Here is a 23,536-nt window from a genome sequence, read left to right on the forward strand (position 1 = left end):
GGGCGACGCCGGACACCAGGCCACATATCAGGCGAAAAAAGCGCATCGAAAAGAGCCCAATTCGCGCTTTCCCGCGGGGGGCGGCTGCTTTACATGCTCGCCCATGCCCATGGCCCCGACCGATCTGAAACAGTTGCGCGATCACGGCTTCGACACGGTGATCGACGTCCGCTCGCCCGCGGAATTCGCCGAGGATCATCTGCCCGGGGCGATCAACCTGCCGGTGCTCGACGATGCGGAGCGCGCCCGCGTCGGGACGATCTACAAGCAGGATTCCCCGTTTCGCGCCCGCAAGATCGGCGCGGCGCTCGTGTTCAAGAACGCCGCACGGCATATCGAGGGGCCGCTTGCGGACCGTGCGGGCGGCTGGCAGCCTCTGGTCTATTGCTGGCGCGGCGGGCAGCGCTCGGGCTCGATGGCCTGGATGCTGCGCGAGATCGGCTGGCGCGCGGATACGATCGACGGCGGCTACAAGACCTATCGGCGCCTCGTGACGGGCATGCTCTACGACGCGCCGCTCGACCTGCGGCTCGTCCAGCTCGGCGGATATACCGGCACGGCCAAGACGGATCTTCTGGCGGTGCTGAAGCGGCGGGGCGTGCAGGTCATCGATCTCGAAGGGCTCGCGCGGCACCGCGGATCTCTCCTGGGCGCGCGGCCCGGCGGGCAGCCGAGCCAGAAAGCCTTCGAAAGCGCTTTGGCCCAGGACATCCTGCAGCTCGATCCGGCGCGCCCGGTCGTGGTGGAGGCGGAATCGAGCAAGATCGGCGAGCTGATCCTGCCGCCCTCGCTCTGGGCCGCCATGAAGGACGCGCCCTGGATCGAGGTGGAAGCGCCGATCGAGGCGCGCACCGCCTATCTGGTCGACGCCTATGCGGATATCCTGGCCGATGCCGACAGGTTGCGGGCCAAGCTCGCGCCGCTCAGGCGTCACCGCGGCCATGCGCTGGTCGATGACTGGAACGACCGGATCGCGCGGGGCGACAAGCCGGGGCTCGTGGAAAGCCTGATGCGCGATCATTATGACCCGGCCTATGCCACGGCGATGCGAGCGCAGGCGCCGCGCATCATGGCGCGGATTGCAGCCCGATCGCTCGATCAAAGCGCTTTGGACAGCGTGGCGGGCGAGATCGAGGCGGCGCTCGACCGGATGGAGACAGCGCCTAGGGCGTGACCTCGATACTGCCCGCGCGGTCGGTCACGCGGCCGATGCGCGCCGCCGGATAGCCCGCCCGTTGCAAGGCATCGAGCGTTTCCGCCGCGGCCTCTGCGGGCAATGCAGCCAGAAGACCCCCGGCGGTTTGCGGATCGAAGAGCAGCGCATGGGCGGCCGTCTCGGGCAGCTCCGGCGCGGCCTCGCGGTTCTGCGGATAGAGCGTCGAGCGGTGGCCCGCCTCGGCCAATGCGCGCGCCCCGGCCATGACCGGGATCGCGGAGAGCGACAGCACGAGCCCGCAGCCCGACGCCTCCGCCATGTTCCGCGCATGCCCGATCAGTCCGAACCCGGTCACATCGGTCATTGCCCGCGCGTCGCGCAGGCACGCGGCCGCTGCCGCCTGATCCTGGCACATGAGCTCCCAGCAGGCCGCGACGTCATGGCCCGATGCCGCGCCCTGCATCTCGGCGGCAAGCAGGGTGCCGGAGCCGATCGGCTTGGTCAGGAGCAGCACGTCGCCTGGCTGCGCGCCCGACAGCGTGATCGGGGCGCGCTCGAGCAGGCCCGTCAGGGAAAATCCGACGGTCAGTTCGTCACCAATGGAGGAATGGCCCCCGACGATCTCCGCTCCGGCGCCGCGCAGAACCTCGGTGGCGGCGGTGACGATCTCTTCGAGCATCCGTTCGCTCAGCGTGTCCGAGAGGCGCGGCAGGGTCAGGTTCAGCGTCGCGGCCTGGGGCCGGGCACCCATGGCGTGGATATCGCCCAAGGCATGATGCGCCGCGATGCGGGTCATCAGCACCGGATCGAGGGTGAGCGCGCGCAGATGGTCGGTGGTCAGCACCTGCCGCACGCCGTCCATCTGCAGAAGCGCGGCATCGTCGCCGGGCAGGGCGGTCACGTCGGAGCGCGCGGGCGCAGGCAGCGTGGCGAGCGCGCGGGCCAGCGTGGCGCGCCCCACCTTGGCGCCGCAACCGCCGCACATGGGCTTCGATCCGCGCGCCTCGGCAAGACCGGCGGCGTGATGGCGGGGCAGGGGCGGCGGCGTCATGGCGGGCAGCGTCGACAGCCGCTCCATGAAGCGCCGGTCGATCCGGTCTTTCCAGCGCCAGACCCAATCGCCCTCGGCGAAAAGTCCGAACCGCGCGCCCAAAGCGCTTTGGCGGCCCAGCGAGATGAGCTTGAGGTAATCGCCCTGCGGCTCGAAGCGACGCCAGGTTCCGCCGCCCAGGGCCGCACGCAAGTTGGAGAACAGGACCGGCGCGGCGCGCACCGCGAAGACGCCGGCCTTGGGGCGGGGCGCGTGGGCGAGATGGGCGCAATCGCCCGCGGCGAAGATCGCGGGATCGCTGCTTTGCAGCCGGGCGCTGACCGACAGGAAGCCGTCCTCATGCTCGAGGCCCATCGCCGCCACCCAGTCATGCGGCTTGGCGCCCGCCGCGCCGACGATGAAATCCGCTGGAGAGAGCGTGCCATCGGCAAGATGCAGGCCCGCCTCCGACACCCGCTCGATCACCACGTGTTCGCGGAGCGTCACCTCGTTGCGTTTGAGCGCGCCGCGCAACCCGCGCTCGGTGCGGGCGCCGAGCCCCTGCAGCGCCTGCGCGCTGTCGAAGACGGTGATCTCGGGCGACCTGCCGCGCTGCCGCAGCGCATGGGCCATCGCCATGGCGAGCTCGCAGCCCGCGACGCCGCCCCCGATCACGCCAACGCGGGCGGGGCCTTCGTCTTCGAGAAAGCCGGTCCAGCGGTCGGCGAAGGGCCCGAGCGGCTTGGCCGGGACCGCGTGGTCGGAAAATCCCGGCAGGCCCGGTATCGCCGAGGTGATGCCCACATCGAGCGAACAGACATCATAGGCGATGGGCGGACGGCCCGGCACCTCGATCAGCCGGCGCGCCGGATCGATGCCCGTGACCGGCCCGAGGATCAGCCGCGCCCCCGCAAAGCGCGCCAGCCGCACGAGGTCGATATCGAGCTCGGTGCGGGCGTAATGTCCCGCTACGAAACCCGGCAGCATCCCCGAATAGGCGGTCACCGGCGTCGGGTCGATCAGCGTCAGCCGCGCGCCGGGCAGCGGGTCCATCCCCCATTTGCGCAGCACCAGCGCATGGGTGTGCCCGCCGCCGACGAGAACCAGATCGCGGGTCAGGGGAAGGGGCGGCTGATGCATGGCAGGGAGCTCTCCTAAGCGCTTTGATCCCGACATGGGCCCTCGGGCGCCCACGGGCAAGCGCAAAGCCCGGGCACCAAGCGCCGCGCATTTATGCGAATGCCGCGCGAACAGGCGCTTTTTCCCGCCATGCCATTGCGTTTCGCCCCTGCGCGTTATGTCTTAAGGTCGACGAAGGGGGAACGATGGCAGAGACATTCAACGAAATGGTCGATCAGGGCCATGTCCGCGAGGCCTACAGGAACCTCGAGAAGTGGCAGAACGACATGCCCGCCGACCTGCGCGCGATGAAGCAGAACGAGGCGGAGGCGCTGTTCCGCCGGGTGGGCATCACCTTCGCGGTCTATGGCGAGGGCGGCGATCCCGAACGGCTCATTCCGTTCGACATGTTCCCGCGCGTCTTCACCGCCTCAGAATGGCGCAAGCTCGACCGCGGCATCCGGCAGCGGGCCGCGGCGCTCAACGCCTTTCTCGCCGATGTCTACGATCAGCGCGAAATCGTCCGCGCGGGCCGCGTGCCCGAGCATCTCATCACCCATAACGAGGCTTTCGAGAAGGCCGTCGTCGGCTTCCGCCCGCCGCGCAACGTCTGGTCGCATATCGTGGGCATCGACCTCGTGCGCACCGGACCCGACCAGTTCTACGTGCTCGAGGACAATTGCCGCACGCCCTCGGGCGTCTCCTACATGCTGCAGAACCGCGAAATCATGATGCGCATGTTCCCCAACCTCTTCGTGGAGAACCGCATTGCGCCGGTGGACAATTACGCCGACACGCTGCGCAAGACGCTGGCCTCGGTCGCGCCGCAGAAATGCGACCGCGACCCGACCGTGGTGATCCTGACGCCCGGGCAGTTCAACTCGGCCTATTACGAGCATTCCTTCCTCGCCGATCTCATGGGGGTCGAGCTGGTCGAAGGCCAGGACCTGTTCGTCGAGGGCGATTTCTGCTGGATGCGCACCACCGAAGGCCCGAAAAAGGTCGACGTGATCTACCGCCGGATCGACGATGCCTTCATCGACCCGCTGTGCTTCCGGCCCGATTCCATGCTGGGCGTGCCGGGGCTGATGAACGTCTACCGCTCGGGCGGGGTGACGATCTGTTCGGCGCCCGGCGCGGGTGTGGCCGACGACAAGGCGATCTATACCTTCGTGCCCGAGATGATCCGCTTCTATCTCGGCGAGGCGCCGATCCTCGAGAACGTGCCGACCTGGCAATGCGCCAAGGCGGATGAATGCAAATACGTGCTGGAGAACCTGTCGGAGCTGGTGGTCAAGGAGGTGCACGGCTCGGGCGGGTACGGCATGCTCGTCGGTCCCAAGGCGGACAAGGCTACGATCGAGGCCTTCCGCGCCAAGATCGAGGAGCGGCCCTGGAACTACATCGCCCAGCCCACGCTGGCGCTTTCGGCCTGTCCGACCTTCGTGGAGGAGGGCGTGGCGCCTCGGCATGTGGATCTCAGGCCCTATTGCCTCGTGGGGGAGAAGATCGAACTGGTTCCCGGCGGTCTGACCCGCGTCGCGCTGAAGGAGGGCTCGCTGGTGGTGAACTCGTCGCAGGGCGGCGGGGTCAAGGACACCTGGGTCTTGGCGGAGTGAGACAGACATGCTGAGCCGCACCGCATCGCATCTCTACTGGATGGCCCGCTATCTTGAGCGTGCCGAGACCACCGCGCGCCTCTTGCAGATGGGCGGGCGCAACGCGCTTCTGCCCGATATCGGCGGCGGCTACCGCAACGACTGGGAGGCCGTTTTGCAGGCGCTTGGCCAGCTCGAGGCGTTCCGCGAGAAATACAGCGATCCCAACCAGCGCAACGTCGAGACCTTCCTGTTCTTCGACAGCTCGAACCCGGCCTCGGTGATGTCCTGCATCGCCAATGCGCGCGAGAATGCCCGCGTGGTGCGCACGGCGCTGACCAGCCAGGTCTGGGACGCGATCAACACGAGCTTCCAGGAGATGCAGGAGTTTCACCGCACCGAGCGTTCGAAGCTGCTGCTGAACGACATGACCGACTGGGCGCTGCGCGCGGGCGCGCTCATTCGCGGCGCGATCAGTGGCACGCAGCTGCGCGACGACGGCTACCGCTTCATCGGGCTCGGCTATACGGTGGAGCGGGCGGACAACACCGCGCGGCTTCTGGACGTGAAATACTACGTGCTCCTGCCGAGCCTTTCCTATGTGGGATCGGCGCTCGATCAGACGCAATGGGCGACGCTTCTGCGCTCCATGCAGGCCCACCGCGCCTTCGTCTGGAGCTACAAGGGCGAGATCACCGCGGCGAAGATCGCCGATCTGCTGATCCTCAACCGGCAGTTTCCGCGCTCGCTCCTGTCGGCGACGCAGGAAAGCGTCGATCACCTCGAGGCGCTGTCGCGGGGCTACAAGCAACCCTCGCGCGCGGCCACCGTGGCGCGCGGCCTTCTGGGCGAGATCGCCGAGCTGTCGGTCGAGGATATCTTCGACGAGGGGCTTCACCAGTTCCTTCTGCGCTTCATGCGCCGCAACGACCAGATCGCGGCGGCGGTGCAAGCCACCTATCTCAGCGGGGTGCCAGAATGAGACTTACGGTCAACCATGTCACGCGCTACAGCTTCGGCGCACCGATCGCGCGTCTGATCCAGTCGCAGCGGCTCACGCCGTCGCGCTGCGCCAACCAGCAGGTGCAGTCCTGGGAGGTGCGGATGGAGGGCGCGACGCGCGGCGCGGCCTTTCGCGACGGCGCCGGCGACTGGACCGAGACGGTGACGGTCCAGGGTCCGCGCGATCATTTCGAGATCGTCGTGGAGGGCACGGTCGAGACGCAGGATTTCGCGGGCGTGCTGCAGGAACACCGCGAGAAGGTGCCGCCCTCGGCCTACCTGACCGCGACCGACCTGACCCGGCCCAGCCAGGGCCTGCGGGAACTGGCCGGCCGCGCGCTCGAAGGCATGGGCGCGGCGACGCCTCTCGACCGCGCGCACGCTTTGTCCGCGATGGTCTCCGACACGGTGCAATACGTACCGGGCGAGACCGACCAGCTGACACCGGCCGCCGAGGTGCTGGAGGGCGGCAAGGGTGTCTGCCAGGACCAGACCCATGTGCTGATTACGCTGGCGCAGCTCTCGGGCATCCCCGCGCGCTACGTCACCGGCTATCTTTTCAGCGCCGCCGAGGAGCATATGTCCGAGGCCAGCCATGCCTGGGCCGAGCTGCACGTGCCCGATCTGGGCTGGGTCGGTTTCGATGCCTCCAACCGCTGCTGTCCGGACGACCGCTATATCCGGCTGAACTCCGGCTTCGACGCGCAGGACGCGGCCCCCATTCGCGGCGTCGTGTCGGGCGGCGGGGGCGAAACGCTCGATGTGCGGGTGAAGATCCGCGACGCCGACGATCCCGCCGCGGCCCAGGCGCAGCAATGACGCCACGGCCTTTACCTCGTCCGCGCGATGCCGATTGCGCGGGCGCGCCGATTGCGTCTATCTCGCGGCGTGTCCTCCTCACAGGTTCGAATCAATGACCTATTGCGTCGGCCTTCTGCTCAATGAAGGGATGGTCCTGCTGTCCGACACCCGCACCAATGCCGGGCTCGACAACATATCGACCTATCGCAAGATGTTCACCTTCGAGGCCCCGGGCGAGCGGGTGATCGCGATCATGACCGCGGGCAGCCTGTCGGTCACCCAGACCACCATCGCGCGGCTCACCGAAGCGATCGACAGCGGCGACGAGAAGCGCTCGATCATGACCGCGCATTCGATGCTGGCCGTGGCGCAGATCGTCGGCGACACGCTGGCCGAGGTCAGCCACGAGATCCGCGGCAAGATCCAGCAACAGGAAAAGGTCTCGACCTCCGCCTCGCTGATCCTCGCAGGCCAGCGCGCGGACGGGGCGATGCGGCTCTTCCTGATCTATTCGCAGGGCAATTTCATCGAGGCCACCGCCGAGACGCCCTATCTTCAGATCGGCGAGCACAAATACGGCAAGCCCATTCTCGACCGGGTGATCGAACCGACCACGTCGCTGATGGACGCCGAAAAGGCGGTGCTGCTGTCGATGGATTCGACGCTGCGCTCCAATCTCAGCGTCGGCATGCCGCTCGATCTCGTGGTGATCGAGAACCACGGCCTGCGGATCGCGCGGGCCCGGCGGATCGACGCCGACGACGCCGGCTTCCAGGCCATGAGCAACGCCTGGTCCGAAGCGCTGCGGCGCTCCTTCCAGGAAATCGAAACGGTCTGATCCGGAAACGCGCGGTTTCCAGTATTTGCATGAGTGCCTGAATGCCTGTTGCGCCATGGTATCATGCGCTGTAGATTTACTGTTTCGCGAGGCGACAGATCATCGTCCATCTTAATATACTTGGGGCCATAAACAGGGCGGCGGCTGGCTCTCCTATGCGGACGGCATCTATGGCGGCTATACCATTGCGAACGGCGTCGTGATCGAGAATGCGACGGGCGGCTCGGGCGACGACGCGATCGTCGGCAACGCGGCGGACAACGTGATGACCGGCGGTGCAGGGGCGGACACCTTCATCTTCGTCGAGGGGCAGGCCGGTTACGACGTCATCACCGATTACGAGCGCGGCGTCGACCGTCTGGATGTGAGCGATTACGGCGCCCTGAACGTCCTGCGCAATCTCGAGGTGGATCAGACGCTGGACGGGCTGGAGCTGAGCTTCTTCGACCAGACCATCCTCCTCGAAGGCTTCGGTCTGGCCCAGACGAGCGCCATGGATTACGCCTGACGTAGGTTGGCGCGATCAGGGTCGCGTCAGAAGGGCTGCCCTCGGGGCGGCCCTTTTTCGTGTCAGACCCGCCTTTTGCAACCTAATGTGAATCCTGAGGTTTGGTGCGCAAGTTATTGATAATGTGTGAATTTTCAAATTGCGCCACCACCCAGGCGATCAATCGCGCGACAAAGAAGCGCGCGTTCAGCGATACCGGAGAGGTGGGGATTTGGAGGCGAGTACCGGAATCGAACCGGTGTACACGGATTTGCAATCCGCTGCGTAACCACTCCGCCAACTCGCCAGAGCGACCCTGTCTCTAGGAGGCTCGGCTGACCGCGTCAAGCGGTTATGGTCTGCCCCGCGGAGTGGTTTTTCGCCGCTCTGCCGCATTGCGCCGGAACAAGTGATGCGCGGCCCGCGTTCGACTGATGGAACAATGGAGAGGGACCATGGCACAATCCGACACCACCACCCGGTCTAAAGGCAGCGGCGACGCCGGACAGGACACCGAAGCGCTGATGGCGCAGATCGACACGCTGAAGGCCGATCTGGCCTCGATCACCGAGCTTCTGGGCGATATCGGCGCGCGGCGCACCGGCGAGACGCTGGAAAGCGCCAAGGCGCGCTACGCCTCGGCCCGCTCGGAAGGAGAGCGGCTTTATGGCGAGGCGCGGCACCGCGCCGAGGACGCGCAGGACCAGGCGCTCGAGGCGATCCGCCGCCAGCCGGCCACGGCGATCGGCATTGCCGTCGGTCTCGGGTTTCTGTTCGGTTTCCTGACCAGCCGGAAGTGACATGGCACTGATCGCCCATGCACAGGCCGTCGCGCGCCGCAAGGTGAGCGGGGCCGCCTTTTCGGTTGTCGGCGTCCTTTTCATTCTCGCGGGGCTCGCCTTTCTGTGCGCCGCGCTCTGGATCCTGTTGGTCGAGTTGCGCGATGCGCTGTTCGCGGCGCAGGTGATCGGAGGCGGCCTCGTGGCCATCGGCCTGATCCTGCTCGGTGTCGGGCGCATCGTGTCGACGCGGCCGGTCGTGGTCGGCTCGCATTCCGCCGCGCCGCAAACCGCCGATCTTCCCATCGCGCAACTGATCGAGGGCTTCCTCATCGGGCTCGATGCCGGGCGCAGGTCGCGCAAGTGACACGCGCGGCCGTGCGCGCGGGGAGGAGCAGGACTTGAAACAGAAGACCGGCGCCTTTCAGGTCTCCGTCATCGTGATCGCGGCGATCCTCGTCGCGGGCGTGCTCTATTACGCCTCCGACATCGCCGCTCCGATGACGCTCGCGGTCGTGACCGGCATCATCGCCGCGCCGGTGCTCGACGCGTTCTGCCGCCTCGGCCTGCCGGTGGGGGTGGCTGCCTCCGTCATCCTGCTGTTGACGCTGGGCGTCATCGCCACCGCCGTCGTCGCGTTCGAGCCCGTCTTCTGGCGCTTCGTCGACGCCATCCCCGCCATCCGCTGGGAAATCCGCGAGATCGTCTTCGAGTTCCGCGAGACGCTGCGCAGCATCGGCAACGTCAACGAGGAAATGAAGGAGGCCCTCGGCGGCGGCAACGGGGACGGCAGCAGCGACGAGGGGGCGAGCGTGCCCTCGGTCACCGACGCGCTCTTCGCGGCGCCGGCGGTTCTGGGCCAGGTCCTGATCTTCGCCGGCACGCTTTACTTCTTCATGGTCAACCGCCTCGAGGTCTATTCCTTCCTCGCCCGCAGGCTCAGCGCCGTGGGCGAGACCGAGCTCATCAAGCGGCGGTTCCGGGTCGCCGAAAGGCTCGTCTCGCGCTATTTCGTGGCGATCACCATCGTCAATTTCTCCCTCGGGATCGCGGTGACCGCGATCATGACCGCGCTTGGCATGCCCTTGCCCTACGTCTGGGGGCTCGGAGCGGCTTTGTTGAACTACGTGCTCTATCTCGGGCCCGCGGTGATGGTCGTCGTGCTGCTGCTGGGCGGGCTCGTGCATTTCGAGGGCCTGATGGTCGCGGCGCCGCCTGTGCTCTTCATGCTCGTGAACCTCATCGAGGCGCAATTCGTCACCCCGGCCTTCGTCGGGCGGCATGTGCGGCTCAATCCGCTTCTGGTGTTCATGGCGCTGGTGATCGGGCTCTGGTTCTGGGGGCCGATCGGCGGGATCGTGGCCATTCCGGTTCTGGTGATCGCCGTCGCGATGAGCGACGACAGCCTCGAGGCGCAGACCCGCGCGGTGCGGCCGAGCTGAGCCGAACCGCGCCCCGCCGGGTGCTGCGCCCGGCAGATGCGTTGCACGCCCCGCACACTTGCGCGCTCCTCCGGCAAAAAGTGATCGCCTTGTCGGGCTTTCGCCCGCGAGCCGTGTTGCCGGGCCTGCGCGGCTGTGGCAGAACCGAAGGGTAATTCTGAACGAAAGAGTTTAGCGGATGTCAGACTACGCGACCCTTCGGAGAGTAATGGTGGACACGCAGGTCCGTCCCTCCGACGTCACCAAGTTCCCGATCATCCAGGCCATGCTGACCGTCCCGCGCGAGGCCTTCCTGCCGAGCGACAAGGCCGAGATCGCCTATATTTCCGAACCCATCGACATCGCGCGCGACCGGACAGTTCTGGCCGCGCGCACCTTCGCCAAGATGGTCGATGCGCTCAACGTCACCAATGACATGCTCGTGCTCGATATCGGCTGCGGCTACGGCTATTCGGCGGCGGTGCTGGCCCGGATCGCCGAGGCCGTCGTTGCGGTCGAGGAAGAGGCCGATCTCGCCGCCGAGGCGCCCGGCATCCTTTCGGAGACCGGCGCGGACAACGTGATCGTGCACGAGGGTCCGCTCAAGGACGGCGCGCCGGAACACGGGCCCTATGACGCGATCATTCTCGAAGGCGGCATCGAAGAGCTGCCCGAGGGCATCGCCGCGCAATTGAAGGAGGGCGGGCGCATCGCCTGCCTGTTCGTCGAGGGGCGTCTCGGCACGGTGCGGATCGGCTACAAGATCGATGGCCACCTGAACTGGCGCTACGCCTTCAACGCGAGCGCACCGATCCTGCCGGGCTTTGCCCAGGCGCGGGCCTTCGCACTCTGACGCGGCCGAGGGGCCGCCGCGACGCGGCCCGGGCAGGGATACAGGCAGGAGACAGCCGGATGGCGCTACGACAGATCATTCTTGCGGCGGGGCTGGGCCTCGCTGCGACCTTCGCGGGGGGCCATGTTGCCCGCGCGGACACGTTGGCCGATGCGCTGGTCGGGGCCTATAACAGCTCGGGTCTTCTGGAACAGAACCGCGCGGTTCTGCGCGCCGCCGACGAGGACGTCGCCCAGGCCGTCGCGGCGCTGCGCCCGGTGTTGGACTGGACCGCCGATGTCACCCGCCAATTCGGAGAGAGCCGCAGCGCCAGCTCCTTCGGCGACCGCGTCGGCACGGTCAGCGAAAGCGCGTCGATCGGTCTGCAGGCCTCGCTCCTGGTCTTCGATTTCGGCCGCACCCGGCTCAGCATCGACGCGGCCAAGCAGGCGGTGCTGGCCACCCGCTACCAGCTGATCGGGATCGAGCAGGAAATCCTCTTCCGCGGCGCCCAGGCGTTTTTCGAGTTGCAGCGCGCCCAGCGGGTGCTGGCGGTCCGGCAGAACAACCTGACCGTCATCGGCCGCGAATTGCGCGCCGCCCGGGACCGGTTCGAAGTGGGCGAGGTCACCCGCACTGACGTGGCCCTAGCCGAAGCCCGTCTTGCCGAAGCGCGCAGCCAGCTGGCCGTCGCGCAGGGCGACGTGGCCCGGGCCGAACAGGAATACATCACCGCGACGGGCCGTCGCCCCGGGGGCAGCAGCGCCCTCGGCACCGTGCCCGCGATCCCGCCCTCGGTCGAGGCGGCGACCGCCATCGCGCTGAAAACCCAGCCCGACCTCATCGCCGCGCAATATGCCGTGACGCTCGCCGATCTCGGCGTGAAGATCGCCGAGGCCTCGCTCAAGCCCACCGTCAACCTGACCGGGCGCTACAGCCTGACGCAGGATCTCGATGACCGGGATTTCTACAATCGCGGCGGCTCCATTTCGCTCGGCGCGTCGGGGCCGATCTATCGCGGCGGCGCGCTGACCTCGGCGCTGCGCCAGTCGGTGGCCATCCGCGACCAGCGGCGCGCGCAGCTGCTCGTCGTGTCCGACAATGTCCGCCAGAGCGTCGCCAATGCCTATGTCAACGTGCAGGTGGCCCGTTCGGCCATCCAGGCCAGCCGCCAGCAGGTCGAGGCCGCGCAGGTCGCCTTCAACGGCATCCGCGAAGAGGCGCAGCTCGGCGCGCGCACCACGCTCGACGTGCTCAACGCGGAGCAGGACCTGCTCGATGCGCGCACGCTGCTGATCTCGGCGCAGGTGGACGAATACGTGGCGGCCTACAACGTGATCGCCGCGACGGGCCGCCTGACCGCCTCGGCGTTGAATCTGCCGGTGCAGCAATATGATCCCACCGTCTATTACAACCTCGTCAAGGACGCGCCGGCGCTCTCCAGCCAGGGGGAACAGCTGAACCGTGTCCTGAGGGCGATTGGAAAAGATTAAGGTTTTTCCGATCTGTTGTGCGGAATCGGGGGCGGGGTTACACTCGGCTCCGAGGTAGAGCGGTGAACAAGATGTCCAAACAAGGCTCGAGCGTCGAAATCGAGGACGTGCTTGCGTCCATCCGTCGGCTTGTGACCGATGACGGTCGCGGGTCCGCGGCGCGTGCGTTGCAACCCAAACAGGTCGATGCCTCCGCAGCGGCGCGGGCGGAGAAGGCCGCGCAGGTGCTGCGCGCGGACCGGCTCATCCTGACGCCGGCGCAACGCATTTCCGATCACGAAGCCGACCGGGAAGACGACCGAGACACCCCGGGGGAGGCCGCGCAGCCCCGGGACGCGGCCACGTCGCATGATGCGCCCCAGCCGATCCTGCTGACCGAACCGCATCGCGTGGCGGATAACAGCGCCCATGCCGAGCACGATCCCTCGGACGGGTTCGACGCCTATGAGGAACCGCTCGACCCGGTGCTCCTGCTCGATCAGGTGGCGGCGCGGGGGGACGCGGCCGAACGCGCAGAGCCGCAGGCCTGGGAGGCCGACGCGCCCGAGGATCACCACTACGACGAAGAGCACCGAGGCGAGCATCAAGACGCCGAAGACCATCACGACGAAGATCTTCACGAAGAAGACCATGACGGCGAGACCCACGCCGAATCCGTTCTGACCGCCGTGACCGTCGAGGAATACGACGAGGACGCGGAGGACGACGAAGCCGATGCGCCGATTTCCCCGGCCTCGGTCCTCGCGCAGGTCGTGCAGGAGGAACTGGCCGACGCGCTGCGCCGTGCACCCTCCGGCGACCACGACGCGGCCGGGACCGAGCGCGCCGACGCGCAGGAGACCGCGACCGCAGGGCATGCAGACAGCCCGGAAGACGCCGATCCGCACCACGCCCGCGATGACGCCGAGACGCCCGAGGCCGATGCCGCACCGCTGGTCTGGCCCCGCCGGACGCAGAGGATGGATGCCGCCGCGCAAGAGGCGGGCATGGACCGCGCAGCCCCGCCGTCCGACGGCATGTCGCTCGAGCAGAAGATCGCCGAGCTGGAGGCGATGATCAGCGGCAGCAGCTCCGAGGAATGGGACGACGAACGCGAAGGGCAGGGCGGCAATGCGGGCTATGCGCAGCGCTTCTTGAACACGCTCGAATGGGAAGACGCGCCCCGGCCCGAGGCGATCTTCCAGACGCGCCGCGCGGGCGAACTATCCCGTATGGCCGAAGATCTCGAAGAGGAAGAGCTTGACGAGACGCCCGCCTCTCCGACCGCCGGTCTCGACGAAGAGGCCCTGCGCGCGCTTGTCGTGGGCATTGTGCGCAGCGAATTGCAGGGGGCGCTTGGCGAACGGATCACCCGCAACGTGCGCAAGCTCGTCCGGCGCGAGATCCAGCGCGCGCTGATGAGCCAGAACTACGAATAAGCGCGCCCCGCGGGTCCGTTCCGCGGGCCCGCGCCATGCGGCGGCACGGTTTGCGACCCGCGCATAAAAAAGGCGCGCCCGGAGGCGCGCCAAATCAGGGAAATCATAGGTCTCGAAAGATCAGGCGGCTTCGGCCTGCAACGCGGCGTTGCGACGCTCGCTCTCTTCGCGCGAGAGCGCGACAGAGGTACGCACACCTTTCGAGACGAACTCCATCAGACCTTCCACCACACGCTCGTTCGGGTCGATACCGGCGCAGCTAAGCACCTCTCGACCGTCGCGCGACCGTGCCCATCGGGCGATCTGTTCGGGTCCGTTTCCATATTTCTTGTCGTCGGCGATGGCGTCGTCGAGCGCGGCAAGCACAACGGCAGCGAAGAGCTTGCGGGCACGGTTGCCCTGCTCGGCATTGAAAGCCGTTCCGTCAACGAAATCTCGCATGTGTCGTCCTTCTGGTTATTGATCTTGTCCTTCGGGCGTGAGGGTCCTTATGGCCTATCCACCGCGATTCGGATACAGCAGAAACGCATAACTCCCCTTCGCGAGGCGCATAGCTACGTTCTGGTCCCACACGATATATGGTAAGGTTGCAGGGTCCCCAATGGGCAGATATAGGGGGCGGCACGATCCGATCAACCTTTCGTCAAAGAATTGCCACATGCCCAAGATCAACGGAAACGAGATTCGCCCCGGCAACGTGCTCGAGCATAACGGCGGCCTCTGGGCCGCGGTGAAGGTCGATCATGTAAAGCCCGGAAAAGGTGGTGCTTTCGCGCAAGTCGAAATGCGAAACCTGCGCAACGGCTCGAAGCTGAACGAACGCTTCCGCTCCGCCGACAAGGTCGAGCGCGTCCGCCTCGAACAGCGCGACATGCAGTTTCTCTATGAGACCGACGGCGTCATGACCTTTATGGATGCCGAGACCTACGACCAGGTCGAACTGCCCGCCGAGATCCTCGGCGACCGCCGTCCCTTCCTGCAGGACGGCATGACGATCCAGGTCGAATTTTACGAATCGGAGGCGCTGAACGCGACCCTGCCGCAGAAGGTGACCTGCCGCATCGCAGAGACCGAGCCGGTGGTGAAGGGGCAGACCGCGGCCAATTCGTTCAAGCCCGCGATCCTCGACAATGGTGTGAAGATCAACGTCCCGCCCTTCGTGGGCCAGGACGAGGAAGTCGTCGTGAACACCGAGACGATGGAATATTCCGAGCGCGCCTGAACCGCGTTCCGCACAATCAAGAAGCCGCGGCGCCCCAGGGGCCCGCGGCTTTTTCAATTTTGCGGGGGCGGTCCGTTACGGCCAGCCCCGCAGCCGTTCAGGCCGCGCTTCGCGTCACACGTCCCTAAACGCCGGCCTGGTCCAGAAGCCCGGTCACCATCGGTGCGTAGCCCTCTCCGAAAAGCCGCAGATGCACCAGCGCCGGGAAGAGCTGATAAATCACCCGGCGGGCTTCGAAACCCGGCTCCAGGCGGCCGTAGCCGCGCCAGAAGGCGGCATCGGGCTGACCGAACAGGGTCAGCATCGCCAGATCGACCTCCGAATGGCCGTAATAGCAGGCCGGGTCGATCATGAAGGCGCCCTGATCGGTGAAATGCACGTTGCCGCCCCAGAGATCGCCATGCAGCAGCGCGGGCTTGGGCGACGCGGGCAGCCTGTCGCCCAGATCGGCCGCCAGCGCCTCCAGCCGTGCGCCAAGCGCTGCGGGCAGGTGCGGCAGGAACGGCAGGAGGCGCCGCTCGCCCCAGAAAGCGGGCCAGGACGCTGCCGCGGCGTTTTCGATCCGCACGTCGCCGAAGGCGTAATCCTCGGTCCAGCCGTAATCCTGCCCGTCCCAGGAATGCATCCGCGCCAGCGCCGCGCCGAAATCGCGCCAGCCCGCCGATGTGGCCGGGGCAGGTGGCAGGTAATCGAGGCAGATCAGCCCGTGCTCGGCGTGCCGGACCTGCGGCACCGGCGCGTGGACATGCGCCATGGCCGACAGCATCCGCGCCTCGGCATCGACGAGCGGCCCGCGCTTGGTGACCATGTCGCGCCCGTCTGCGAGGGTGACGCGGGCGACTTGGCTCAGATCGCCGCCCGCCAGCGCCTCGGTCCGCGTGACCGTGGTTCCGAGCGCGTCGAGAAGAGGCTGCGGCAGGCTCATCCCTGCACCTTCACGCGGGCCGCGCCCGCTTCCATGTCGCCTGTCGCGCGGGCAAAGCGCAGAAAGGCCAGCCCGGCGCCGCCCGCCTGGGTGTAGAGCACGCCCGCCGGTTTGCCATCCGCGGTGATCTCGGTGCCGGGCGCGGCCTCGCCATCCACCTCGACCACGGCGAGGCCCTTCTTGAGCTCGGTCTTATGCTTCATCCGGGCGGTCACTTCCTGGCCGACATAACAGCCCTTGCGGAAATCGACGCCGTTCAGGCGCTCGAAGCCCATTTCGAGGATGTAGCTCTCGGGCGTCAGCTCCACGCCGCTTTCGGGGATGCAGGCAGCAACGCGCAGCGCATCCCAATCGACGCCCGCCTCCGAGGGCCGCCCGTCATAGGCGCGCCAGCCCATGCGCGGATCGCGCGGGTCGGCGTAGGCGCCTTCGGGCGGCGCCCCGGTGCCGCGCGCGACGGCGATATCCGTGTCGCTGATCTCGACCTTGGCGCGCAGCTTGTAGAGCGTCAGCGCCTTCTTCAGATCGGCCGCAATCGGCGTCGCCACGTCCAGAAGGATGTCGTCGCCATCGGCCACGAGGAAGAAATCCGCCTTGTACTTGCCCTGCGGCGTCAGCAGCGCGGCATAGACCGGGCCCGCCGCGCGCTTGCCCAGATCGTTGGTGACCAGGTTCTGCAGGAAGTGATGCGCCTCTTCGCCCGCGATGCGGAGGACACTGCGCTCTGTCTCGCTCATATCAGCCTCTTTTCATGTGCCGTTAACCTAAACCCTCGCGCGCGGCCTGCAACCGGAGCGCGGAGCGCGCCCGGGTACCTGCGCAAAACGCAAGGCTCAATCGGCGTCGCGGATTTGCAGATTGTGCAGATCGGCGTAAAGCCCGCCTTCGCGCAGAAGCGCCTCGTGGGTGCCCTCCTGCACGGCGCGGCCCTGGTTCATCACGACGATCTTGTCGGCGCTGCGGATGGTCGACAGGCGGTGCGCGATGATCAGCGTCGTGCGTTCGCGCGCCAACTTGTCGAGGGCCGCCTGCACATCCGCCTCGATCTGCGCATCGAGCGCCGATGTGGCCTCGTCGAGCAGCAGCACGGGTGTGTCGCGCAGGATGGCGCGGGCGATGGCCACGCGCTGGCGCTGCCCGCCCGAGAGCTTCGATCCGCGCGGACCCACCGTGGCGTCGAGCCCGCCCTGCAGCTTGGGCAGGAAATCGGTGACCCGCGCCGCATCGAGCGCCGCCTGCAGCCGCGCCTCGGGCACGCCCGTCTGACCGAGCAGGATGTTGTCGCGCAGGCTTTCATCGAAAAGAAGTGCGTCCTGGCTCACCACCGAGAAGACCGCCCGCAGATCGCCAAGCGCCATGTCCTCGGTGCGTATCCCGTCGAGGGTCACCGTGCCCGTCTCGGGATCGATGAGCCGGGTCAGCAGGTTGAACACGGTCGACTTGCCCGCCCCGGAAGGCCCGACCAGCGCGGTGACCTTGCCCGCCTCGGCGACGAAGCTCGCCTCCTGCAGGATCGGCCCGTCGCCGTAGCCCGCGCTGACCCGGTCGAAGGTGATGCGCGGCGGGGCGGTGGGCGCGGGGGCTGGGTTCTCGGGGTCGCGCACGGCGGGTTCCAGATCGAAAAGCTCGCGCAGACGCTCGAGCCCCGCCAGCGCGGGCTGCAGCTTGCCCGACAGCGCGCCGAGGCGCCGCAACGGCTCGAAAGCAAGGCCGATCGCGGTGAAGAAGGCCACGAAATCGCCGACGCTCTTGTCGCCGGACAGGATCTGGCTGCCGCCGAAGAACAGCACCGCCGCGAAACCGAGGCCCGACATGATGTCGATCAGGCCCGGGATCGCCGCTTCGGCGGCGGAGCTGCGTATCTTGATGCCGACCACGCGCTCGGCCAGGCTGCGGAAACGGCCCGCCTGGTAATTCTCCAGCGTGTTGAGCTTGACCGGCACGATACCCGTGAAGATCTCGTTGAGGCGCGTCGAGAGACCCGCATCCATGTCGCGCACCTGCCGCGAATTGCCCCGCAGAAGCCGCTGGATGAAGAAGGCCGGCAGGATCAGCAGCGGCGCCCCCACCAGCGCGATCAGCGTCCAGCGCCAGTCGATGAAGAAGGCCACCCCGAAGAGCGAAATGAGCGCCACCACGTCGCGCCCCGCGCCGGTGATGAACGCCTTCCAGACGGTGTTGATCGTGTTCACGTCGCCATTGAGACGCTGCATCAGGTAGCCCGGCCCGTAGGCCTGGTGAAAGCCGCCATCGAGCGTCATGATGTGCCGCAGAAGCGCCTCGCGCAGCTCCATCATCGAGATCGCCGAGACGCGGGACATGATCGTCTTCTGCCCGATCCCCGCCAGTGCGCGGATGGTGAAGATCGCGAAGAAGGCAAAGCCCACGAGGCCGATATATTGCTCGCCGCCCTCGACGAAGACCTTATCGAACATGGGCTTCATCATGTAGGACAGCGCGCCGAACATCGCGCCCTCGACCGACATCAGGAGGAAGGCCGCGACGAACCACGGCCAGTGGCGGATCAGGTAGTCGCGCCAGACCCAGCCGAAAAGCGCGACGCGCTCGCGGAAGGTGTTGTCCTCGCCCGCGGCGTAGTCCTCGGAGGATTTGAGACGGGTCTTCTCGCTCATTCGGGATGCGCCAGTTCGGAGGGGGGGATCTTGCGGTCAAAGCCGTCCTGCAGCCGGGCGGAGCGGTACTCGTCGCGGATCCAGTCCTCGAACCCGATGGGCCCGATGGCCTGCCGCGACTCGTAGACGTCGATGATGTAGTCCTGGATGCCGGTCTTGGTGAATTTCAGGTGCAGGTAGCGCAGGCCCAGATGCTTGCGCGCCTCGGCGGGCGTCGCGCCCTCGAAGACGATCAGGTAGACCGCCGCGAGGAACCCGGTCCGGTCGGCGCCGGACTTGCAGTGAAAGACCAGCGGCTTTTCCGCCTGCCGGATCGCGTCGATGGCCGCGAGGATGCGCTTTGACGAGGGTGCGAGCCGCGCCCAGAGTTTCGCATCGACCAGCGTCAGGCCCAGTTCTTCGCAGATTTCCCGCTCGAACAGGTAGAACGAGAACTTGTCCGGGCCGCGCAGGTTGACCACGGTCTTGATCCCCATCGCCTTGAACTGCCGGAAGCGGCGGTCGGTGGGATGGTTCGACCGGAAGATGCCCGGGGCCACCTTGTAGAAATTGGTCCAGAGCCCGCGCAGGATGCCGTGATCGAAGAAGGCCATGTGGACGCGCGACAGGAACCGGTTCCACGGGGTCGAGATATCCTTCCCGAACGAACGCATCAGACGGCGCTCCGCCGCGGCGATCCAGTTCCAAGCAGTTCTGATCATCGGGTCCGATACTGGCCTCAGGGTCACGAGGGCGGGGTGTATCCCGTCGCGCCCGGGCGCGAAACCCTTCGCGGAAATTCCGGCGCCGGGGCGTGTCGCGATTGACGCCCCGCTGTCCGGAAGTAGGGTCGGACCGTTGCCGCTGCAAGGCGACGCCCCCAGCACAGGATGCCGCGCTCATGTCGCTTGCCCAAGGCCGCCCCTATCTCGCCATTCCCGGCCCCTCCGTCATGCCCGATGCGGTCCTGCGCGCGATGCACCGCGCCTCGCCCAACATCTACGAGGGCGAGCTGACCGAGATGGTGGCCGGCATGGTGCCCGACCTCAAGCGCGTGGCGCGCACCGACGGTCATGTGGCGATCTACATCACCAACGGTCACGGCACCTGGGAAGCGGCGCTGGCCAACACCGTGGCACCCGGCGAAACGGTGCTGGTCTGCGCCACCGGCCGGTTCGGCCATGGCTGGGCGGAGATGGCCGAGGCCATGGGGATCGAGGTGGAGATCCTCGATTTCGGCCGCACCGCGCCGATCGACCCCGAGCGGCTGCGCGCGCGCCTCGCCGAGGATGCGGGCGGCGCGATCAAGGCGGTGCTGGCGGTGCATGTGGACACCTCCTCGTCGATCCGGTCGGACATCGCCGAATGTCGCCGGGCGCTGAACGAGGCCGGGCACGGGGCGCTTCTGATGGCCGATTGCATCGCCTCGCTGGCCTGCGACCGCTTCGAGATGGATCTCTGGGGCGCCGACATCGCCATCACCGCCTCGCAGAAGGGGCTGATGGTGCCGCCGGGGCTGGGCTTCGTCTTCTTCAACGACCGCGCCGATGCGGTGCGCCGCAGGATGCCGCGGGTCAGCCGCTACTGGGACTGGTCCCCGCGCGCCGATCCGCAGATGTTCTACCAGTATTTCGGCGGCACCGCGCCCACCCATCACCTTTATGGCCTGCGCGCCGCGCTCGACATGATCCACGCCGAGGGCATGGAGGCGATCTGGGCGCGCCATGCGACGCTGGCCCGGGCGATCTGGACGGCGGTCGATGCCTGGGGGGGCGAGGGGCCCTTGAGGCTCAACGTGGCCAATCCCGCCGAGCGCAGCCACGCCGTGACCGCCTTGCGCATCGGGGCGCCGCACGGTGCGCGCCTGCGCGCCTGGACCGACGAGCAGGCGGGTGTGACGCTCGGCATCGGGCTCGGCATGTCGGAGGAGGGCGACCCGACCGGCACCGGCTTTTTCCGCTTCGGCCATATGGGGCATGTGAACGCGCATATGGTGCTGGGCATGCTCGGCACGGTGGAGGCGGGGCTTGCCGCGCTGGGCGTGCCGCATGGCGCGGGCGGGGTGTCGGCGGCGGCGCGCATCGTGGCCGAGGGCACCGGCGCGGTGCTGTCCACGCCCGCCCATCCGCAGGAGGTCGCCCGCTGGGGCTGAGGGGCGTCGTCAGCGTTTGAATGCGCCGCACGCCGTCTCCCGGCGGGGCGGGGGGACGGGCGCGGTCCGGCGCGAGGCCGGGCCGCGCCCGTGCGAGAGACGCTGTCTCTCGCGCTCTCTGGAGGTATTTCCGGTCCGATCGTGAGGGGACCGCGGTGCTCAGGCCCGGCTGCGACGCGCGCCCATCCAGTCGATCAGCGTCTTCAGCGCCCAGCTCAGCGCCAGCACCACGGGCAGGCCGAACAGCGCCCAGATCACGCCCAGCATCCAGAACAGGTTGATCGCCGCCATGACCAAAGCGGGGGTGGTGTAATCGGGCGCCCGGCCTTGAGGGTGATCGCGCATGATCCTGTCGCCTTTCTGCTGGTTGCAGACAGGATATATCGAAAGACCCGTAAGGAAAGTCCTAGCCCGCCGCCGCGGCCTTCACATCCGCGAGGGCCAGCGGCAGCACCTCCTCGAACACATCGAGATCGGCGGGCCGCCCGCAGGAGACGCGGATGCAGCGGTTCTGCGGCGCCTCGAAGGGCATGCGGACGAAGACGCCGCGCGCCACCAGCGCATCGAGCACCGCCTTGGCATGCGCGCCGTCGCCGCCGCAATCGAGCGCCACGAAATTCGTGGCCGAGGGCAGGGGCGTCAGCCCGTGCGCCCGGCCGATCCGGCCGATCCGGTCGCGCGACGCCGCCACCGCGTCCTGCACCTGCGCGAGCCAGCCGGCATCCTGCAGCGCCGCCAGCGCCGCGGCCTGGGCCGGCCGGGTCATGCCGAAATGGTCGCGCACCTTGTCGAAGGCCCGGATCAGCGCGGGCGCGCCGGTGGCATAGCCCACGCGAAGCCCGGCCATCCCGCGCGCCTTCGAGAAGGTGCGCATGCGGATGACCCGCGGATCGTCCGGGTCGATCCGGGGCGCGGTGCCCTCGGGCGCGAACTCGATATAGGCCTCGTCGAGCAGCAGGAGCGTGCCTTCGGGCAGGGTGTCGAGCGCCGCCTCGATCTCTCTGCCCGCGTACCACGACCCCATCGGATTGTCGGGATTGGAGAGGTAGATCAGTTTGGCGCGCGTCTCCCGCGCCCGGTCGATCAGCGCCGGCAGATCCTCGCGGTCGTCGCGGAAGGGCACCTTGTGCAGCATGCCGCCGAAGCCGGTGACGTGGTAGTTGAAGGTCGGATAGGCGCCCTTCGAGGTCACGACCGGGTCGCCGGGTTCCACCAGGAGCCGCACCAGGTTGCCCAGAAGCCCGTCGATGCCGCCGCCGATCACGATGTTCTCGGGCCGCGCGCCCATCTCGGCGGCCAGCGCCTGTTTCAGCGCGTGGCTCGTCGCGTCGGCATACATCCACACGTCCGGGGCGGCGGCATGCAGCGCCTCGATCGCCTTGGGCGACGGGCCGAAGACCGATTCGTTGGCGCCGAGCCGCGCGCGGAAGGGCCGGCCCATCCGGCGTTCCTGCACCTCGGGCCCCACGAAGGGCACGTCGGAGGGCAGCGTTTCGGCGAGGCGGGTATATCTGGGTCCGGTCATGGCCGCGGAGTATGCCCAGCCGCCGCCCGCAGGCAAGGGGGCAGGATCGCGCCCGACGGGGGCCGGGCGCTTAGCGTCCGCGGCGCCGCTGTTCCATCGTCATCGCGTAGCGCATCTCGAGATCGGCGAGCTTGCGCATCAGCGAAGGCCGCGCCTCGGCGTCGCGGCAATCCCGCAGGGCCGCGCGCGCGTCGTTCAGGGCGCGTTTCAGGCTGACCTCGAAGGGCACGGCACCCGCCTCGGACATGATCCGGAACCCGGCCCGCGTCGCCGCATCGAGGCCGTCATGGCTTTGCAGGTCCGGGATCGGCTGGCCCGCGCCCTTGAGGTTGTCGAAGAGGCCGTCCTCCGCCGCTTCCTGCATGCGCTGCTCGGCGATCCGGGGAAACATGGCCATGCGCGTCGGTCCCTGACTGGTGTTGCGCGGCCATCAAGACATGCCGCGCGCGCCCTTTCAACGGGCAAGCACCGGGGCTTGGTGCACATAGGCGTTATCCTCGATCGCATGGATCAGGAAATGGGCGACATCCTTGCGCGAAATGAGCCCCATCCGCCAATCGCGGGGCTCCGTCAGCACCTTGTACTGGCCGGTCATGGGCCGCTTGGTGAGGATCACCGGCCGCGCGATGGTCCAGTCGAGCGACGACGCCTTCACCAAGTCCTCCTGCCGGGTCTTGTCCTTGTAGGGCTCGCCCAGAAGGATCGCATGGCCCTGCCGCTCGATCCAGCTCAGCGCGCGGATCGAATCGCCCGCGGCGATGCCGGTCACCACCAGAAGCCGCTTCGGCCCGGAGGCCTCCATCAACGGAATGAGCGCTTTCGTGGCCTCCGAGAAGAGCGTGACCTTCTTCCAGATCATCGACAGGCTTTCCTCGATCCCGAGGCACATGACCACCGCGTCGACCCCGTCGAGCGCGGCGGCGAGCTCCTCGGATTTCAGGGCGTCGCCGGGCCAGCGCTCCAGCCGGTCATGCGTCAGCGTCATCGCATCCGCCGAGCGCGCGAAGGCGCGGATCTCGTGCCCCCGTTCGAGCCCGTATTCCACCACGTTGAGGCCGATGCCCTTGGTCGCGCCGATCACCAGAATCTTGCTCATGACGTCATCTCCTTTCCCCCTTAGCTAAGC

Annotated in this window: 23 protein-coding genes, 1 tRNA gene and 1 pseudogene; 14 read left to right on the plus strand and 11 right to left on the minus strand. The window is 67.6% G+C overall.

Going from position 1 to position 23,536, the window contains the following annotated elements; translation table 11 throughout:
* The first annotated feature begins 103 nt into the window (after positions 1-103).
* On the plus strand, positions 104-1,174 hold the full coding sequence (mnmH, locus tag BW990_RS17680) for a tRNA 2-selenouridine(34) synthase MnmH (protein WP_076450161.1): 1,071 nt from the start codon (positions 104-106) through the stop codon (positions 1,172-1,174).
* On the opposite strand, the gene selD is transcribed toward mnmH, so the two are convergent.
* A complete protein-coding gene (gene selD, locus BW990_RS17685) occupies positions 1,164-3,326 on the minus strand; it encodes a selenide, water dikinase SelD (RefSeq protein WP_076450162.1) in 2,163 nt (720 codons plus the stop codon). The genes mnmH and selD overlap by 11 nt on opposite strands.
* A 185-nt stretch (positions 3,327-3,511) precedes the next feature.
* On the opposite strand from selD, the gene BW990_RS17690 reads away from it, so the two are divergent.
* From BW990_RS17690 to BW990_RS17710, 5 genes and pseudogenes are all read left to right on the plus strand, one after another.
* Positions 3,512-4,924, plus strand: a complete 1,413-nt coding sequence (locus BW990_RS17690; protein ID WP_076450164.1) for a circularly permuted type 2 ATP-grasp protein — start codon at positions 3,512-3,514, stop codon at positions 4,922-4,924.
* A 7-nt stretch (positions 4,925-4,931) separates the two neighbouring features.
* Complete coding sequence (locus BW990_RS17695) at positions 4,932-5,885, plus strand: alpha-E domain-containing protein (protein ID WP_076450166.1); 954 nt, start codon at positions 4,932-4,934, stop codon at positions 5,883-5,885.
* Positions 5,882-6,724, plus strand: coding sequence for a transglutaminase family protein (locus BW990_RS17700; protein WP_076450168.1), 843 nt, complete (start codon positions 5,882-5,884; stop codon positions 6,722-6,724). Before BW990_RS17695 ends, BW990_RS17700 begins: the two co-directional genes overlap by 4 nt.
* Before the next feature lie 94 nt (positions 6,725-6,818).
* Positions 6,819-7,544 (plus strand): proteasome-type protease, encoded by a 726-nt coding sequence (locus BW990_RS17705; protein WP_076450169.1) that lies wholly within the window; start codon positions 6,819-6,821, stop codon positions 7,542-7,544.
* A gap of 160 nt (positions 7,545-7,704) precedes the next feature.
* Positions 7,705-8,052: pseudogene (locus BW990_RS17710) on the plus strand (M10 family metallopeptidase C-terminal domain-containing protein); the annotation flags it as partial.
* A gap of 212 nt (positions 8,053-8,264) precedes the next feature.
* On the opposite strand, the gene BW990_RS17715 reads toward BW990_RS17710, so the two are convergent.
* Positions 8,265-8,338, minus strand: a tRNA-Cys gene (locus tag BW990_RS17715).
* Positions 8,339-8,486: 148 nt separating this feature from the next.
* Here BW990_RS17715 and BW990_RS17720 point away from each other — a divergent pair.
* The 6 genes from BW990_RS17720 (at position 8,487) to BW990_RS17745 (ending at position 13,974) form a co-directional block, all read left to right on the plus strand.
* Positions 8,487-8,831: an ElaB/YgaM/YqjD family protein gene (locus BW990_RS17720; protein ID WP_076450171.1), complete on the plus strand. Its 345-nt coding sequence runs from the start codon at positions 8,487-8,489 to the stop codon at positions 8,829-8,831.
* A gap of 1 nt (position 8,832) precedes the next feature.
* Positions 8,833-9,177 carry a phage holin family protein gene (locus BW990_RS17725; RefSeq protein ID WP_076450172.1) on the plus strand — a complete coding sequence of 115 codons (345 nt, stop codon included), beginning with the start codon at positions 8,833-8,835 and terminating at the stop codon, positions 9,175-9,177.
* Between the two features lie 34 nt (positions 9,178-9,211).
* Positions 9,212-10,252, plus strand: coding sequence for an AI-2E family transporter (locus tag BW990_RS17730; protein ID WP_076450174.1), 1,041 nt, complete (start codon positions 9,212-9,214; stop codon positions 10,250-10,252).
* Positions 10,253-10,430: 178 nt separating this feature from the next.
* Entirely contained in the window at positions 10,431-11,084 is a 654-nt protein-coding gene (locus BW990_RS17735) for a protein-L-isoaspartate O-methyltransferase family protein (RefSeq protein WP_076450176.1), read from the plus strand.
* Between the two features lie 59 nt (positions 11,085-11,143).
* Positions 11,144-12,556: a TolC family outer membrane protein gene (locus BW990_RS17740; protein ID WP_076450177.1), complete on the plus strand. Its 1,413-nt coding sequence runs from the start codon at positions 11,144-11,146 to the stop codon at positions 12,554-12,556.
* Between the two features lie 71 nt (positions 12,557-12,627).
* Positions 12,628-13,974 (plus strand): hypothetical protein, encoded by a 1,347-nt coding sequence (locus BW990_RS17745; protein ID WP_143526272.1) that lies wholly within the window; start codon positions 12,628-12,630, stop codon positions 13,972-13,974.
* 120 nt (positions 13,975-14,094) lie between these two features.
* Here the strand turns inward: BW990_RS17745 and BW990_RS17750 are convergent, their stop codons facing one another.
* The gene (locus tag BW990_RS17750) at positions 14,095-14,415 is read right to left on the minus strand and encodes a DUF6280 family protein (protein ID WP_076450181.1); all 321 of its coding nucleotides are present in this window, start codon (positions 14,413-14,415) and stop codon (positions 14,095-14,097) included.
* Between the two features lie 217 nt (positions 14,416-14,632).
* On the opposite strand from BW990_RS17750, the gene efp reads away from it, so the two are divergent.
* The gene (gene efp / locus BW990_RS17755; protein WP_076450183.1) at positions 14,633-15,196 is read left to right on the plus strand and encodes an elongation factor P; all 564 of its coding nucleotides are present in this window, start codon (positions 14,633-14,635) and stop codon (positions 15,194-15,196) included.
* Between the two features lie 124 nt (positions 15,197-15,320).
* On the opposite strand, the gene BW990_RS17760 is transcribed toward efp, so the two are convergent.
* The 4 genes from BW990_RS17760 to BW990_RS17775 form a co-directional block, all read right to left on the minus strand.
* Complete coding sequence (locus BW990_RS17760) at positions 15,321-16,121, minus strand: fructosamine kinase family protein (RefSeq protein ID WP_076450185.1); 801 nt, start codon at positions 16,119-16,121, stop codon at positions 15,321-15,323.
* The gene (ygfZ, locus tag BW990_RS17765) at positions 16,118-16,858 is read right to left on the minus strand and encodes a CAF17-like 4Fe-4S cluster assembly/insertion protein YgfZ (protein ID WP_076450187.1); all 741 of its coding nucleotides are present in this window, start codon (positions 16,856-16,858) and stop codon (positions 16,118-16,120) included. The genes BW990_RS17760 and ygfZ overlap by 4 nt, the downstream gene beginning before the upstream one ends.
* 96 nt (positions 16,859-16,954) lie before the next feature.
* A complete protein-coding gene (locus tag BW990_RS17770) occupies positions 16,955-18,754 on the minus strand; it encodes an ABC transporter ATP-binding protein (RefSeq protein ID WP_083950704.1) in 1,800 nt (599 codons plus the stop codon).
* Entirely contained in the window at positions 18,751-19,455 is a 705-nt protein-coding gene (locus BW990_RS17775; RefSeq protein WP_076450189.1) for a phosphatase domain-containing putative toxin, read from the minus strand. The genes BW990_RS17770 and BW990_RS17775 overlap by 4 nt, the downstream gene beginning before the upstream one ends.
* A gap of 179 nt (positions 19,456-19,634) precedes the next feature.
* Between BW990_RS17775 and BW990_RS17780 the strand changes: the two genes are divergently transcribed.
* Positions 19,635-20,885 (plus strand): pyridoxal-phosphate-dependent aminotransferase family protein, encoded by a 1,251-nt coding sequence (locus tag BW990_RS17780; RefSeq protein WP_076450191.1) that lies wholly within the window; start codon positions 19,635-19,637, stop codon positions 20,883-20,885.
* 159 nt (positions 20,886-21,044) lie between these two features.
* On the opposite strand, the gene BW990_RS17785 is transcribed toward BW990_RS17780, so the two are convergent.
* The 4 genes from BW990_RS17785 to BW990_RS17800 form a co-directional block, all read right to left on the minus strand.
* A complete protein-coding gene (locus BW990_RS17785) occupies positions 21,045-21,230 on the minus strand; it encodes a hypothetical protein (protein WP_076450193.1) in 186 nt (61 codons plus the stop codon).
* Between the two features lie 61 nt (positions 21,231-21,291).
* Positions 21,292-22,410 carry a pyridoxal phosphate-dependent aminotransferase gene (locus tag BW990_RS17790; RefSeq protein WP_076450196.1) on the minus strand — a complete coding sequence of 373 codons (1,119 nt, stop codon included), beginning with the start codon at positions 22,408-22,410 and terminating at the stop codon, positions 21,292-21,294.
* 70 nt (positions 22,411-22,480) lie between these two features.
* Positions 22,481-22,807 (minus strand): DnaJ family domain-containing protein, encoded by a 327-nt coding sequence (locus BW990_RS17795; RefSeq protein WP_076450198.1) that lies wholly within the window; start codon positions 22,805-22,807, stop codon positions 22,481-22,483.
* A gap of 57 nt (positions 22,808-22,864) precedes the next feature.
* Complete coding sequence (locus BW990_RS17800; protein ID WP_076450201.1) at positions 22,865-23,506, minus strand: NAD(P)-dependent oxidoreductase; 642 nt, start codon at positions 23,504-23,506, stop codon at positions 22,865-22,867.
* Between the last annotated feature and the right edge of the window lie 30 nt (positions 23,507-23,536).

Origin of the sequence: Roseivivax lentus (assembly GCF_900156805.1) — a bacterium.
GTDB classification, from domain to species: Bacteria; Pseudomonadota; Alphaproteobacteria; order Rhodobacterales; family Rhodobacteraceae; genus Roseivivax; species Roseivivax lentus.